This window comes from Saccharopolyspora rectivirgula DSM 43747 (assembly GCF_000497205.1).
Lineage (GTDB): Bacteria > Actinomycetota > Actinomycetes > Mycobacteriales > Pseudonocardiaceae > Saccharopolyspora > Saccharopolyspora rectivirgula.
The window spans coordinates 16,006-30,973 of the sequence record NZ_AYJW01000019.1; the positions used below are offsets into that span (position 1 = coordinate 16,006).

Here is a 14,968-nt window from a genome sequence, read left to right on the forward strand (position 1 = left end):
GGTCCACCAGCAGGGCAGCCCTCGAGAACGGCCCCGCCGCGTGGGGCTCATCACCCCGCAACCGGATCAGAAATGGCCAGCCGCGGCGCGGAAGACCTGGGCGTGGCCGGACTCGTCCAGCTGCTCGGGGAACACCCGCACGGCCGGATCCGCCGCCGGCAACCACGCCGACTGCCCCCGGTTGAGCACCAGTTGCCCGGCCTCGGGACCGGTGCTCACCAGCCGGACCTTCCCCTTGGTGCAGAACAAGATCTGCGGCCCCGGGGAGTCCACGGTCACCGGCCTGGACTCCGCCGGCGTCCACTCCAGCTTGGACAACTCGAACTCCGCTGCCGTGGTGTGGTAGACGGCGAAGTTCGCGTCCAGCGACTCCCCCTTGAGGATCCGCATGTCCCCGCAGGAGAAGTCGAGCACCCGCAACAGCTCCGGCACGTCCACGTACTTGGGGGTGAGCCCGCAGCGGAGGATGTTGTCCGAATTGGCCAGGATCTCCACCCCGGTGCCCTGCAGGTAGGCGTGCAGGTTGCCGGCCGGTAAGAAGATCGCTTCCCCCGGCTGCAGCACCAACCGGTTCAGCAGCAGGCTCGCCAGCACCCCCGCGTCGTTGGGGTAGGACTCCCCCAGCTCCAGCACCGTCCGGCATTCCAGGGTGAACTCGCCGTGCTGGCGCACGTGCTCCACGCACGCCTCCAGCAACTGCGGCATCAGCTCCCTCAGCCGCTGCTGCGGCAACGTGATCCAAGTGGTGAACAACGCCCGCAGCCCGTTGGCGTCCGGCTGCTCGGCCAGCAGGTCCCGGTGCGGGCGCAACTCGGGCACCGCCAGCTCGTCCAGCAGCCGAACCGTCCGCTGCGCTTCCCGGAAGCCGGCCAGCGCGTGGAACTCGGTGAGCGCGCAGACCAACTCCGGCTTCGCGGTCGGGTCGGGGTAGTTCCGGTTGGGGGCGTTGCGCGCGATCCCGGCCCGCTCCTCCCGGGCGAACCCCTCCGCCGCCTGCTCGGCGGAAGGATGCGCTTGCAAGCTCAGCGGTTCGTCAGCGGCCAGCACCTTCAACAGGAACGGCAGCCGTCCACCCCAGCGCTCCAAACAGCTCTGCCCCAGGTGGTGGACGGGGTCTTCGGTGAGCAAGCTCAGCAGCGACACTTCCGTGCCATCGGCCCGCACCACCCTGGACGGGTCCCCCGGGTGGGCCCCCATCCACAACTCCGCCTCCGGGTGGGGCGTAGGAACCGGCCGGCCAAGCAGGTCCGCGATAACGGTACGCGAGCCCCAGGCATAGGGACGTACCGCGTTCCGCAGCAACTCCACAGTCGGTCTCGCTTCCTCGTCTTCTGCCTGCCAGTGCCAACCTGGTCAAGCACACCGGATCTCGGCAGCGTGCCGCATCCGGGCAAACCCCGAGTTCCTCCCTAGTGCACGGCAAGTGCCGGCCAGCCCGGCCCCGGTGTCCCGGCGGCAAGCCCCAGGTAAACGGCGGTGAGCTCGAAGCGCGCGGCCAGCACCGCCGCCCGGAGCACCGCGTCCCCTTGCACGAACTCGCCCGGAGTGATCAGGTCGGCGTGCGGCAGGTCCCGAGCAGCTGCCTGCTCGGCCGCCACGCTGGGCTCGTCATGACTCGTGCCGATCAAGAAGACCCGCAGCGGCGAGGTCTGCTGCTCCTCCGGATCGGCGAACAGGTCGGCTTCCGAACCGGCCTGCACCGCCACCCGGTGCAGGGCCCTCCTCGCCACCGCCTGCTGGTAGTCACCGGTGTCGCACGGCACCCCGGCGTGGCATCCCAGCGCGAACGCGGCGTGCTCGGCCACCGCGGTGCCGATCGCCCCCAGGCCCCACAGCAGCACCGACCGGTCCGCCATCCGCATCGCCATCGACTTGGCCGGGTTGACCAGCAGCTCGTGCCCCGGGTGGGCCCGTTCCGCTTCCCGGTCCAGCGCGTCGGCGAGCGCCTCGGTGTCGGTGCGCAGCACCCCCAACGCCTGCAGCACGCACAGACCGGCGGCGAAGACGTGCGCGAAGGAGAGCTCCGGCGGAACCGGAACGCGCGGGGACAGCAGTTCAGCGCGGCCCGCCCCGGCGGCCGCGACCGGTCCGTCGTCGGGAATGGTCAGGACCACCGATGCCCCGCGGTTGCGGGCCATGGCGACCGACTCCGCCAGCACGTGGTCGCCCAGGTCGTCGGTGTGGGCGAACACCACGTCCAACGGCCCCACCCAGGTGGGGATCTCGTCGGTGACCAGCAGCGGGAACGGGCATCGCGGGCCGGCCAGCGCGGCCAGCAGGCGGCACGCCGCCGGCGCGGTTCCCGGCCGCGCCACCAGCAGCACGGCGCGGGGGCGCTCCTCGCCCAGCCGGTCCAGTCCGGTTTCGGCCGCGCTCTCCACAGCGGCCCGGACCTGCGCCCCGGCCAGCGCAGCTCCCCGCAGCAGCCCGCGGGAATCCACGTCGGCCAACCGGGCCGGGTCGTCGAACAGCGTGTCGTCGAGCACCAGAACCTCACCCCTCAGCGGAGGTATCGGCGCCTGGCCCGCCGGTGGCCTCTTCCAGCAACAGCACCGGGATGCCGTCGCGGACGGGGAAACTGCGGCCGCAGGAGGTGCAGGTCAGAAAATCCGCTTCCGGCTCTCCCGGACGTCCCGGCTGCAGCGGCGCGTGCTGCGGGCACGGGCAGGCCAGGATCTCCAGCAACTGCGGTTCCAGGTCAACGGCCACTCTTCCTCCCAACTGGCCCGGAGCCTGCACCCGGGCCCGTACCGGCCGCCGCGGTGACGTCGGCCTTCACCCTCTGACCACCGCGAGAACCTCGTCGCGCAACGCGGTCATGGCATCAGTGTCCCTCGCCTCCACGTTCAACCGGAGCAGCGGTTCGGTGTTCGACGGCCGGAGGTTGAACCAGGACCCGTCCGCCAGTTCCACGGTAAGTCCGTCGAGCTCGTCGATACGAGCGCCATTCCGGTCACGGAAGGCCTCGGCGACCGCCCGCATCCGCTCCTGCTGGTCGTCGACGGTGGAGTTGATCTCCCCGGAAGCCACGTACCGGCTGTAGGAGGCCATCAGGTCGGACAGCGGGCGCTCCTGCTCGCCCAGGGCGGCCAGGACGTGCATGGCGGCCAGCATGCCGGAGTCGGCCCGCCAGAAGTCGCGGAAGTAGTAGTGCGCCGAGTGCTCCCCGCCGAACACCGCTCCGGTCTCGGCCATCGTCTGCTTGATGAACGAGTGGCCGACCCGGGTGCGGACCGGCTTGCCGCCGTGCTCGGTGACGATCTCCGGAACCGCCTTCGAGGTGATCAGGTTGTGGATGATCGTGCCGCCCGGCTCCTTGCCCAGCTCCCGGACCGCGACCAGCGCGGTGATCGCGCTGGGCGACACCGGGGCGGCGTTCTCGTCGACCACGAAGCAGCGGTCGGCGTCCCCGTCGAAGGCCAGGCCCGCGTCGGCCCCCACCTCCCGGACCTTCTCCTGCAGGTCCACCAGGTTGGCCGGGTCCAGCGGGTTCGCCTCGTGGTTCGGGAAGGTGCCGTCCAGCTCGAAGTACATCGGCACCACTTCGATCGGCAGGCCGTCGAAGACGGTGGGCACGGTGCGCCCGGCCATCCCGTTGCCGGCGTCCACCACGATCTTCAGCGGGCGGATCCCGGACAGGTCCACCAGGTTGCGCAGGTACTGGGCGTACTCGGTGACCATCTCCCGGTGCGAGACCGAGCCCTTGGCCCCGAGGAACTCGGGCACCCCGTGCGCGACCAGTTCCTTGATCTCGGAAAGGCCGCTGTCCTGCCCGATCGGCGCAGCACCGGCCCGGCACAGCTTGATGCCGTTGTACTGGGCCGGGTTGTGGCTGGCGGTGAACATGGCACCGGGCAGCTCCAGCCAGCCGGAGGCGAAGTAGAGCATGTCCGTGCTGGCCAGGCCGATGTTGACCACGTCGACGCCCTGGCCGGTCACGCCCTCGGCGAAGGCCTCCACCAGCTGCGGCGACGACTCCCGCATGTCGTGGCCGACGACCACCGCAGGACCGCCCACCAGACGGGTGAAAGCAGCACCGACCTCACGCACGACGTCAGCGTCAAGCTCGTCACCGACCACCCCGCGGATGTCGTACGCCTTGACGATCCCGGACAGGTCCCGCACGCTGCACCCTCCCCAAACTGGCATCAGCACGATGTGGGATGAAGCCTACCGGCGATCAGGGGCCAGTTGTGGCTGCCGGACGCTACCGAGCTGTTCATCACGATGCCCCCTGTGCCGGAGGTCATTCATCGGCCGGATCGGGCAGCGCCCGGAGATGCCCGCGGCGAATCCCGCCGTCGGGCAGCTCTTCACCGATGACCGGACGGTCCGGCTGCTGGCCCGCCTCACGCACTGCCTCGGCCAGCGCGGTCAGATCGTCGTCGGAGGGAACGGCCGGGGCGAACTCGCCTTCGTACCGGACAACCTCCCAGCCCTTGGGCACGGTGAGTCGCAACGCATGGGTTTCGCAAAGGTCGTAGCTGTGCGGCTCGGCATACGTGGCCAACGGGCCGACGACCGCGGTGGAGTCCGCATAGGCATAAGTGAGCGTGGCGACAGCCGGGTTCGTACACCCCGTTCGCGAGCAACGCCTCACGCTCCGCACGAAAGCACGATAGCGCTCCTTGCCGGCAGCGCGCCGCAGGCACGCGGAAACGATGGCCAAGGTGATCTAAATGGCACTCGGGCAACCGGGAAAACACCTGGCGGCGGTTGACCCGGTGGTGCCCGGGAGGGCGTACCCTCACCCCCGTGGCTACCGCTCGCAGAACCCGGCATCGCGGCCGCACCAGACGTGATCGTCGAGGCCGTGGACTGCGCGGGCCGCTGTACCCGTCGTCGATGCCGGTGGCCCGCAGCCGTTCGGAGCGCTTCGACGCGATGGTGCTGGAGGCGCTGGAACCCATCGAACAGCGCTGGCACGCCGAACTGACCCAGCTCGACGTGGCCGTCGACGAGGTTCCGGAGGTGGAGACCGCTTCCCCGGAAAACCTGGTGTGGGACGACGACGTGGTGGTGGACGCCAACGTCCCCCTCGCCCGCTTGGTGCCGGCCGGGGTGGATCGGCGCGGCCTGCCGACCCGAGCCCGGATCGTGCTGTACCGGCGACCGCTGGAAGCCCGGGCCAGGGACGGCACCGACATGGCCGACCTGCTGCACGACGTGCTGGTCGAGCAGGTGGCGGCCTACCTGGGGCTGGACCCCGACGTCATCGACGGCCTGTAGCGCGACCGCGCAGCGGCAGCGCGGCGACCGCGGTGAACAGGACGACGGCGGCCTGCAGGACCAGCAGCGCGGTGCGCGGGGCTTCGGTGTAGCCGATCCGCACCTCGCTGGCGCGCTGCGGCAGCGGAACCGCGAGCTGGTTGCCCCACGCGGTGGCCAGCGGGGCTTCCCGACCGTCGACCCAGGCCCGCCACCCGGGTTCGTTCTCGGTGGCCAGCACCAGGGCTCGGCCGGCTCCCCCGTCGGAGACCCACACCGACACGTTCGGCAAGTCGGCCGGCACCTCCAAGGGGCGGTCCCGCGGGTCCGGGGCGGGTTCGGAACGCGCTTTGCGGGCCAGGTCGGGCCCCAGCAGCGCCACGGGGCTGCCTGGCCGCTGCAGTCGCAGGGCGGTGCGCCCGTCGCCCGTGCTGCCGTGTTCGGCCACCAGGTCCCCCGCCACCCGCAGGACGTCACCCGGGTCCCGCACCACCACGAACTCGGCGCCGCGGGCCGCCGCGGCCGCCAGCGCGGTGCGCACCTGCTGGGGGTCGCCGGAGCGCAGCTGCCGGTCCAGGCGCTGCGACCAGGCCACCGCGCTGCTGGTCGGCGCCAGGTCGTCGGCTCCGAACCGCGGCCAGCCCTCGGGGACCAGTCGAGCTGGCCCGGGGTCGACGACCAGTGCGGTGCCCGGCAGCCGGGGCGTGGCGGGGCGCGGCCCCAGCGGCCCAGACTTGCCGGCCAACGCGCCACCGATGCAGAGCCCGGCCAGGCCGACGACCACCGCGGGGACCGCGATCCGGCGCGGAACGCCGCGGCGGGGTTCCCCGGCGGCCAGGCACACCCAGCACAACCCAGCGGCGGCCAGCACCAGCGGACCGCCGGCCCAACCGGGGCTGCTGGGGCCGCCGCTCACCGGCTGGGCGCTGATCGAGGTCACCACCGCGGCTGCGCCCAGTCCGGCACCGGCCACCACCAGCCCGGGCAGCATGCGCCGCGACGGGGCCACGGCCAGCGCGGCCAGCGCCGCGACCACCAGCACCCCGCCGGTCCAGCTGGCCGGTGATCCGTCCGGGCTCAACGCCAGCAGCCACGGACCGGCCCCGGGCTCGGCAGCGCGCGCTCCGAACCCGTGCAGCAGGTGTTGCGGGTGCTCCAGCAGCGTCACCGGCCAGGGCAGCAGGCACGCCACCGGCAGCACCACCACCGCGGCCAGGCCGGCCAGTCGCCGGCGCGGCTGGTGCGGGCGGCCGGAGGTGAGGACGAACCCGATCACCGCGAGCCCGACCAGCAGGACCAGCAGTTGCGGGGAGAACGCCCCCAGCACCGCCATGCCCAGCGCGGTGCCGCAGGCGGTGCTCAGCCACTGGTCGCTGCTGCGGCCGATCCCCAGCACCGCGGCCAGCCCGGCCAGCAGCGGCGGCAGCAGGACGTGCGGGACTGCGACGTCCAGCCGGCCTTCCCCGGACGACAGCACCGCGGCGGGCAGCACCGCGTAGGCCGCGGCGACCGCGGCGCGGAGCACCGGGCGCGCGCGCAACGATCGAGCGGCCAGGTAGGCGGTCAACCCGGCCAGCGGGGCGTGCGCGAGCAGCACCACCGCCGCCACCGCGGCCGGTCCGCCGAGCACGGTGCCCGCCAGGGCCAGCACCAGCAGCGCCGGGGAGGCCGGGGCGGTGGTTCCACCGTGGACCGGGTGCCAGGCCGCCAGGTAGTCCTGCCACGTGGTGGCCAGGTCGGCCACCGGCAGCAGCCTCCCGCCCGCCAGGTCCGCGCCCAGCCGGGCCGAGTTGACCAGCAGGGCGAACCCGACCAGCAGGACCACCAGCAGCACCGGTGGCGCCAGCAGCAGTTCCCGGAGGGCCCGCCGGCCGTCCACCCGCACCAGCCACAGCGGACCGGGCCCGGCCGGGGCGGGCGCGGGTTTGGCCCGCGGCGCGTCGACCTCCTCCGGCGCCGCCACCACGACCGGCACCGGTCCGCCCACTCCGGGGCGGCCGCGGCGCAGTTCCGGGCCGGTGCGCGTGGTCCGCGGCGGCTCGGCGGGGACGAGCTGCGCCGCGGGTTCGCGGCCGGACCGCAAGTCCTGCTCGATGCGCTGGTGGAGGAACCGGGCGAGCGCGCGTTGCAGTCCGAGGCGCAGCAGTGCAGCGCGGCCGACCAGCAGCCCGCGGACGCTCCGCCGGTCGGGGGCTGCGGCTCGGCGAGCTCGCCGAGCGGCCCGCAACCGCAACCGTCCGGCGAGGAGGTTGCCGGCCAGCGCCAGCTCGGCCGCGGCCGCCCGCCACTGGCGCAGCGCAGCGCCGCGGGCGGCGCGCAGCAGGCTCAGCAGCAGGAACCGCGCGATCCCCGCGGCGAAGGCCAGTGGTGCGGCGTTGAGCAGGAAGGTGCGGAGCTCCGCGCGGCGAGCGGCGGGGCCCCGCGGTGGTCCGCTCCGCAGCAGCCGGGCGGTGGGCACCACCAGCACGCGGTGGCCGGCGGAGTTCATCCGCCACCCCAGGTCGACCTCGGCGTCGGTGGTGCCGTCGAACCCGCCCAGCTCGGAGAAGACGCTGGTGCGCAGCAGGGCGCCCGCCGCCGGGACCGCGAGAACGCCGGTCACCGCGACGGGAGCACCGGTCACCGCGGGGTCCAGTTCGGACGGACGCAAGCAGGTCCGCCGGCGCCCGCAGGTGTCGCTGGACAGCCCGGCGTCGGTGACGAACCGCGGATCGCCCAGGTCCAACCCGAGCGGACCGAGCATCGCCGCGTCCGGGTGCTCCTCGGCGGCCCGCAGCAGCTCCGCCAGGCAGTCGGGTTCGGGAACGCTGTCCTCGGTGAGCAGCCACGACCAGCTCGGAACCGCGTCGGCGGCGCGGAGCGCCGAGTCCACCCCGGCCAGCGGCTCGTCCAGGTCGGCCAGCGGCACCACTTCGTCGATCAGCTCATCGGCCTGCGCTTTTTCCAGCAGCTCGGCGGTGGCTGAGCAGTTCTGGGGATGGACCGCGATCACGCGTTCGGGCCGGACGGCCAGTTCGGCGAGCGCGGAGAGCAGACGTGGCAGCCGCTGCCCGCCGCCTCGGCAGAGCAGTACTGCGAGCACCGGCGCGGTCGCGGCCAATGTTCCTCCCACCCGCTGTGATCATCACCGGACATCGGTGCCAGCCATGATGACTGACCGGGAGGCCGAGCGGGAGGCCGTCGAGCCGACGACTTGCGATCAGCCCGGCAACTGCGGTTGGCGACAGCCGCGCATTGGCCGGTCCACAATTATCCGGCGCGCCGCTTGAGCTTGCGTCGCTCCCTTTCGGACAGACCACCCCAGATTCCGAAACGCTCGTCGTTTTCCAGCGCGTACTCGAGGCATTCGGCGCGCACCTCGCAGCCGGCGCAAATCCGTTTTGCCTCGCGAGTGGAACCACCTTTTTCTGGGAAAAACGCTTCTGGATCGGTTTGCGCGCACAGTGCGCGTTCCTGCCAGTCCTGTTCTTCCTGAGTGAGGTCGAACAGCTGGGAAAAGATGTCGAACTCCGCTACCTGTACGTTCCCCCGCTCAGCAACAAGTCCCTCTTTCGACTCCCACATGTCCAGACTCCCCCGATTCTTCCCGTTCTCCCGGCCCTCCCCAGGACCGGAACAGGACGCACTCCATTTACCCGCGGGCACCCGGTGCCGGTTTTATTGCGGGTGCCCGCTAGCCGACGGCAAGGCCGTCGTCGACCGCCCGTCCACAATCGGTGCGAGCTTGATCGACCGGAAATTCCGGCCGGGCATTACTTCCCCGGCCAATTGCAGCGCGATCCCGGCGGCCGACGGCACAACCCGGTCATTGGCGCGGCGGAATGACATTGCTGTGATTACACATGCGTAGCTCCTTGTGGTCAAGTGAAGACCTTCCGTAGAGGGACAAGAGCGATCGCAGTGCTCGGAACACCGCTAACCGAGTGTGTTCTGCTTCGCCCGACTGCTCCTTTTGTCCGCACGGTCGGTGCTTGATCAATGAATACCACCAGCCGCAGCACTTGGCAGTTCGAAAACGGGGACACTGGCGGTTGTGAGACCAACGGTGACCAGAGTCAGTCCGGTGTTCCTGGCCCTGCTGGGCGCGACGGTGCTCGGCGGAGCGCTGGCCGCGCTGGAGAGCAATGCCGCCCGCATCGCCGGGGTCGTGCTGCTCGTGCTCGGCGGGTGGGCGACCTCCCTGTGCCTGCACGAGTGGGGCCACGCCTTCACCGCCTACCGCAACGGGGATTGGTCGGTGCAGGCCAAGGGCTACCTCTCGCTCGACCCGCGGCGCTACACCGATGTGGGGCTCAGCATCGTGCTCCCGCTGATCTTCGTGGCCATCGGCGGCATCCCGCTGCCGGGCGGGGCGGTCTGGATCAACCGCGCCGCGCTGCGGTCCCGCCGCGCGGAGTCGCTGGTGTCCTTGGCGGGCCCGCTGATGAACCTGGCGCTGGGCATGCTGCTGGCCGCGGCCGTGGCCACCCTGCCGATGCCGATCGGACTGGCCGCCGGTCTGTCGTACCTGGCCTTCCTGCAGGTCATCGCTTTCGTGTTGAACGTGCTGCCGATCCCGGGGCTGGACGGGTACGGGGCGATCGAGCCGTGGTTGTCGCCGCAGGCCCGCCTGTTCGGCGAGAAGGCCCGGCCGTGGGCTCCGCTGGTGCTGTTCCTGGTGCTGATCGGCGTTCCCGTGGTGGGGTCGGTCTTCTTCGGGCTGGCCTACCTGGTCTTCAGCGCGGTCGGCGGTGATTCCGCGGCGGCCCTGCAGGGAGCGGCGCTGTTCCGGTTCTGGCAGTGATCTGCGCGGGCAGGTAGCGGGGCCGAGGCGGCACCGTGCGAGGATCGGGAGCTGTGAAGGTCGTAGTTCTGGTCGGCGGAGTCGGCGGCGCCAGGTTCCTGCTGGGCGTCAAAGCAGCACTGGGCATGCCCGCGGTTGGCGAACCGGAACAACCGTCGGAGCACGAGGTCACCGCGGTGGTCAACGTCGGTGACGACATCTGGCTGCACGGGCTGCGGGTGTGCCCGGACCTGGACACCTGCATGTACACCCTGGGCGGAGGGATCGATCCCGACAAGGGCTGGGGCCGGCAGGACGAGACCTGGTCGGTCAAGGAGGAACTGGCCGCGTACGGGGCGGACCCGACCTGGTTCGGGCTGGGCGACCGGGACATCGCCACGCACCTGGTGCGCTCGCGGATGCTGCGGGCCGGCTACCCGCTGTCGGCGGTGACCGAGGCGCTGTGCGACCGGTGGCGTCCCGGGGTGCGGCTGCTGCCCGTCACCGACGACCGGGTGGAGACCCACGTCGCCATCGAGGATCCGGAGACGGGCGACCCGCGCGCGGTCCACTTCCAGGAGTGGTGGGTGCGCTACCAGGCGAAGCCCCCGGCGCACGCGATCGTGCCGGTCGGCGCCGAGGAGGCCGAGCTGTGCGAGCCGGTGCGGAACGCGCTGGCCGAGGCCGACGTGGTGCTGGTCGCCCCGTCGAACCCGGTGGTGAGCATCGGAACCCTGCTGGCGGTGCCCGGCTTCCGGGAGGCGCTGCGGAACTCCCCGGCCCCGGTGGTCGGCCTGTCCCCCATCATCGGCGGACGTCCGCTGCGCGGGATGGCCGACGCCTGCCTGGCGGCGATCGGGGTGGACAGCACGGCGGAGGCGGTCGCCCGCCACTACGGCTCCCGCAAGCAGGACAGCACCGGCATCCTCGACGGCTGGCTGGTGCACACCGACGACTCGGCCACCGTGCCGGGGGTGCAGGTGCGCTCCGTCCCGCTGCTGATGTCCGACGTGGCGGCGACCGCGGAGATGGCCAAGGCCGCCTTCGACCTGGCCGAGCAGGCCGGTTGAGACGGATTTTCGGAGGAGGCGCGATGAGGGATCACGGCGCTCCGGGCGGGATCCAGGTGTTCGCGGTGCCGGGCCTGCCCGAGTTCACCCCGGGAGACGACCTGGCGGCGGCCATCGCCGCGGCCGCGCCGTGGCTCCGCGACGGGGACGTCGTCGTGGTCACCAGCAAGATCGTCTCCAAGGCGGAGGGCCGCATGGTCAGCGCGCCCCGGGACCCGCAGCAGCGGGACGCCTTCCGCCGGGAGCTGGTGCGCCAGGAGGCGGTCCGGGTGCTGGCCCGCAAGAAGCGCACGCTGATCACCCAGAACAAGCTCGGCATCGTGCAGGCCGCGTCCGGGGTGGACGCTTCCAACGTGCCGGCGGACCAGATCGCGCTGCTGCCCGAGGACCCGGACGCCTCGGCCCGCCGGTTGCGGGAGGGCCTGGCCGAGCGGCTCGGCGTGCAGGTCGGCGTGGTGATCAGCGACACGATGGGCCGCGCGTGGCGGGTCGGTCAGACCGATGTGGCGATCGGGGCCGCCGGGCTGCGGGTGCTGCACCGCTACGCGGGCGCCCGCGACGACCAGGGCAACGAGCTGGCGGTCACCGAGGTGGCGGTGGCCGACGAGATCGCCGGCGCGGGCGATCTGGTGAAGGGCAAGCTGGGGGCCTGCCCGGTGGCCGTGGTGCGCGGATTGACCACTGTGGACGACGGTTCGTCCGCTCGCGACCTGGTCCGCCCGGTCGAGGAGGACCTGTTCCGGCTGGGCACCGAGGAGGCCGTCGAGCAGGGGCGCCGGGAAGCGGTGCTGCTGCGCCGCTCGGTGCGCGACTTCGCCGACACCCCGGTGCCGGAGGAGGCGCTGCGCCGCGCGGTGGGGGCGGCGCTGACCGCGCCGGCACCGCACCACACCCGGCCGGTGCGGTTCGTCTGGCTGCGGGACCGGGCGCTGCGCACCAAGCTCCTGGACACCATGCGCACCGCCTGGCTGGAAGACCTCCGCGCCGACGGGCTGGGCGAACAGGCCGCCCAGCGCCGGGTCACCCGCGGCAACCTGCTGTACGAGGCCCCGGAACTGGTGCTGCCGTTCCTGGTTCGGGAAGGCGCCCACGAGTACCCGGACGAGCGCCGCAGCACCGCCGAGCGGCAGATGTTCACGGTGGCCGGCGGGGCGGCCGTGCAAGGCCTGCTGGTGGCGCTGGCCGCCGAGGGCCTGGGGTCGTGCTGGGTGTCGTCGACCATGTTCTGCCCGGACGTGGTGCGTCGGGAGCTGGACCTGCCCGCCGACTGGGAACCGCTGGGCGGGGTCGCCGTCGGCTACCCGGCCCAGCCGAGCGGTCCGCGCCCGCCCCGGGAGTTGGACGGCGGGTTGGTGGAGCTGTGAACGGCCCGCACGCGGACGCGCAACGAGTGCTCGGCTCCTGGCAGCCGAGCGATCCGCAGCAGGAGGCGCTCCGGCACGCGTTCCTCGGCCTGTTGTCCGCTCGCCCGGACGCCTGCCTGCGGGAATGCGAACCCGGGCACCTGACCGCCTCGGCGGTGGTGGTGGATTCCACCGGCGAGCGGGTGCTGCTCACCCTGCACCCGCGGGTGGGCCGGTGGCTGCAGCTCGGCGGTCACTGCGAACGAGCGGACTCCACACTGGCCGGTGCCGCGCTGCGGGAGGCCACCGAGGAATCCGGGATCGAGGGCCTGGTGCTCGATCCCGAACCGGCCCACCTGGACGTGCACCCGATCACGTGCTCGCTGGGCAAGCCGACCCGGCACTTCGACGTCCGGTTCCTCATCCGCGCCCCGCGGGGAGCGGAGCCCCAGCGCAGCGCGGAATCGGTGGATCTGCGCTGGTGGCCGGTGGATTCGCTGCCGGCGGACACCGATCTCGGCCCGCTGCTCGAAGCGGTCCGGCCGCGCCTGGGCTGAGTCAGAACGCGCGGTAGTCCCGGACGGGCAGCCGCGGGGCGAACCGGGCCCGGCGGATTCCGGCCGCTTTGAGGTAGCGCACCGCGCGGTGCCGTTGCCCCCGGTAGGGCTCCAACGCGCGCAGCATTTCCGCGTCGTCCACCGGGTGCCCCAGCAGTGCGGTGCCGACCAGGGTCGGCAGGTGGTAGTCCCCGACGCTGACCGCGTCCGGGTCGCCCCAGGCCCGCTGCGCCACTTCCGCTGCCGTCCACGGGCCGATGCCCGGCACCTGCTGCAGCAACCTCCGGCCGGCTTCCCCGCCGCGGGAGACCGCCCGTTCCAGGCTGCTGGCGACCGCGGCCGCCGCCTGCAGGGTGCGCCGGCGGGAGCCGTCCACCCCGGCGCGGTGCCACTCCCAGGAGGGGATCGCCCGCACCTGCTGCGGTCCGGGTGGCACGCGCAGCCCGCGCGGCGCCGGCCCGGGTGCGGGGGTGCCGAACCGCCAGCACAGCTCTCGCCAGCTGCGCCAGGCCTCCCGGCAGGCCACCTTCTGCTCCAGCACCGCGGCCAGCAGCACGTCCCACACCCGTTGGCAGGAGCACAACCGCAGTCCGCGAGCGGCTCGCCGACCGCGGCGCACCACCTCGTGCACCGGGACGAAATCGCGGTCGTCGTCGGCGGCCCCGAGCAGGTCCGGCAGCGCGTCGAGCGCCTCCGCAGCGCCATCCCCCCAGGCCGTCGCGTTGACCTCGCCGGTGGGGCTGCGGTGCAGTCGGAGCGTGGCCGGCCCGCTGCCGGTGGTGCGGGCCAGCCAGAACGTCCCGTCCGGCGCCACCCGCAGCGCCGGGTCCCCGCTGCCGCGCTGCAGCGGTGCCAGCACGTGCCGCAGGTCCAGGTCGAAACCGGGACGCCAGGTGCGGGTGCGCTCGGTCATGCGCCCGCCGAGAAGCGCAGTCCGCCGTCGGGCAGCCGCACGCCCGGCCACAGCCGCGCACCGGCCAGCAGTTCGCAACCGGCACCGACGACCGCGCCGTCCCCGATCACCGCGTCGCGCAGCACGGCGCCGGCGCCGATCACCGCTCCGGTGCCGACGACCGAGTTCTCGATCACCGCCTCCGGCCCCACCTGGACCTCGTCGAACAGCACCGAACCGGTCACCCGGGCCCCGTCCGCCACGGTGCAGCCGGCGCCGACCGTGGTCCCCGCGGCCAACTGGGCGGTGTCGGCGACGGCGGCACCGTCGAGGACCAGCGCCGGCCCGGGCTCGCCCGGCAGCGCGCTCGAGGGCACCGCCCCCAGCACCAGGTCGGCCGAGCCGCGGACGAACGCGCCGGGGGTGCCGACGTCCAGCCAGTAGGACTGGTCGACGTAGCCCTGGATGCGGGCACCGGATTCCAGCAGCTGGGGGAAGGTCTCCCGCTCCACCGAGACCGGGCGCCCGGCGGGGATGCGGTCGACCACTTCGCGCCGGAAGACGTAGCAGCCGGCGTTGATCTGGTCGACCGGCGGGTCGTCGGTCTTCTCCAGGAATGCGGTCACCCTGCCCTCGGCGTCGGTCGGGACGCACCCGAACCGCCGCGGATCGTCCACCTTCACCAGGTGCAAAGTCACATCGGCGCTGGTCTTGCGGTGCGTGTGCACCAGTTCCCGCAAGTCCACGCCGGACAGGATGTCGCCGTTGAAGACCAGCACGTCGTCGTGGCGGAGCCGGTCGGCCACGTTGCGGATCGCCCCCGCGGTGTCCAGCGGCTGGTCCTCGACCACGTACTCCAGCTCCAGTCCGAACTCCGCACCGTCCCCGAAGTGCTCGGCGAAGACCTCCGCCTTGTAGGAGGTTCCGAGCACCACGTGCTCGATGCCCGCCTGCCGGATGCGGGACAGCAGGTGGCTCAGGAACGGCGCCCCCGCGGTGGGGAGCATCGGCTTCGGCGCTGACAGCGTCAGCGGACGCAACCGCATCCCCTGGCCCCCTACCAGCACCACAGCATCGGCCGCCAACGGCTGATGCGCGGCCTGTTCGTCGGCGGACATCAGCGTCGCTCCTTTACT

At 72.6% G+C, this 14,968-nt stretch carries 14 protein-coding genes; 5 read left to right on the forward strand and 9 right to left on the reverse strand.

Annotated features, from left to right (window positions below; genetic code table 11):
* Positions 1–66 precede the first annotated feature (66 nt).
* From manA to SREC43747_RS0107490, 5 genes are all read right to left on the reverse strand, one after another.
* A complete protein-coding gene (gene manA / locus SREC43747_RS0107470) occupies positions 67–1,308 on the reverse strand; it encodes a mannose-6-phosphate isomerase, class I (protein WP_029720537.1) in 1,242 nt (413 codons plus the stop codon).
* A 101-nt stretch (positions 1,309–1,409) separates the two neighbouring features.
* Positions 1,410–2,486 (reverse strand): SIS domain-containing protein, encoded by a 1,077-nt coding sequence (locus SREC43747_RS0107475; RefSeq protein ID WP_029720538.1) that lies wholly within the window; start codon positions 2,484–2,486, stop codon positions 1,410–1,412.
* 7 nt (positions 2,487–2,493) lie between these two features.
* Positions 2,494–2,709, reverse strand: a complete 216-nt coding sequence (locus tag SREC43747_RS0107480) for a Trm112 family protein (protein WP_029720539.1) — start codon at positions 2,707–2,709, stop codon at positions 2,494–2,496.
* 66 nt (positions 2,710–2,775) lie between these two features.
* Positions 2,776–4,125: a phosphomannomutase/phosphoglucomutase gene (locus SREC43747_RS0107485; protein WP_029720540.1), complete on the reverse strand. Its 1,350-nt coding sequence runs from the start codon at positions 4,123–4,125 to the stop codon at positions 2,776–2,778.
* Between the two features lie 121 nt (positions 4,126–4,246).
* Entirely contained in the window at positions 4,247–4,609 is a 363-nt protein-coding gene (locus SREC43747_RS0107490; RefSeq protein WP_201768648.1) for a DUF3499 domain-containing protein, read from the reverse strand.
* A 146-nt stretch (positions 4,610–4,755) separates the two neighbouring features.
* On the opposite strand from SREC43747_RS0107490, the gene SREC43747_RS0107495 reads away from it, so the two are divergent.
* A complete protein-coding gene (locus SREC43747_RS0107495) occupies positions 4,756–5,229 on the forward strand; it encodes a metallopeptidase family protein (protein ID WP_236623074.1) in 474 nt (157 codons plus the stop codon).
* On the opposite strand, the gene SREC43747_RS0107500 is transcribed toward SREC43747_RS0107495, so the two are convergent.
* Complete coding sequence (locus SREC43747_RS0107500) at positions 5,213–8,308, reverse strand: glycosyltransferase (RefSeq protein WP_081722465.1); 3,096 nt, start codon at positions 8,306–8,308, stop codon at positions 5,213–5,215. The genes SREC43747_RS0107495 and SREC43747_RS0107500 overlap by 17 nt on opposite strands.
* 149 nt (positions 8,309–8,457) lie before the next feature.
* Entirely contained in the window at positions 8,458–8,772 is a 315-nt protein-coding gene (locus tag SREC43747_RS0107505) for a WhiB family transcriptional regulator (protein ID WP_051387809.1), read from the reverse strand.
* A gap of 469 nt (positions 8,773–9,241) precedes the next feature.
* Here SREC43747_RS0107505 and SREC43747_RS0107510 point away from each other — a divergent pair, with 469 nt between their 5' ends.
* Genes SREC43747_RS0107510 through SREC43747_RS0107525 form a run of 4 tightly spaced genes read left to right on the forward strand, consistent with a single transcriptional unit; the run spans position 9,242 to position 12,940 of the window.
* Positions 9,242–9,991 (forward strand): site-2 protease family protein, encoded by a 750-nt coding sequence (locus SREC43747_RS0107510; protein WP_029720545.1) that lies wholly within the window; start codon positions 9,242–9,244, stop codon positions 9,989–9,991.
* A gap of 53 nt (positions 9,992–10,044) precedes the next feature.
* Positions 10,045–11,040, forward strand: a complete 996-nt coding sequence (gene cofD, locus SREC43747_RS0107515) for a 2-phospho-L-lactate transferase (RefSeq protein ID WP_029720546.1) — start codon at positions 10,045–10,047, stop codon at positions 11,038–11,040.
* A 23-nt stretch (positions 11,041–11,063) separates the two neighbouring features.
* Complete coding sequence (locus SREC43747_RS0107520; RefSeq protein ID WP_029720547.1) at positions 11,064–12,404, forward strand: coenzyme F420-0:L-glutamate ligase; 1,341 nt, start codon at positions 11,064–11,066, stop codon at positions 12,402–12,404.
* Positions 12,401–12,940: an NUDIX hydrolase gene (locus SREC43747_RS0107525; RefSeq protein WP_029720548.1), complete on the forward strand. Its 540-nt coding sequence runs from the start codon at positions 12,401–12,403 to the stop codon at positions 12,938–12,940. The genes SREC43747_RS0107520 and SREC43747_RS0107525 overlap by 4 nt, the downstream gene beginning before the upstream one ends.
* A gap of 1 nt (position 12,941) precedes the next feature.
* Here SREC43747_RS0107525 and SREC43747_RS0107530 read toward each other — a convergent pair whose 3' ends face one another.
* Positions 12,942–13,853, reverse strand: coding sequence for a DNA-3-methyladenine glycosylase family protein (locus SREC43747_RS0107530; RefSeq protein ID WP_029720549.1), 912 nt, complete (start codon positions 13,851–13,853; stop codon positions 12,942–12,944).
* On the reverse strand, positions 13,850–14,950 hold the full coding sequence (gene manB, locus SREC43747_RS0107535) for a mannose-1-phosphate guanylyltransferase (RefSeq protein WP_029720550.1): 1,101 nt from the start codon (positions 14,948–14,950) through the stop codon (positions 13,850–13,852). Before manB ends, SREC43747_RS0107530 begins: the two co-directional genes overlap by 4 nt.
* Between the last annotated feature and the right edge of the window lie 18 nt (positions 14,951–14,968).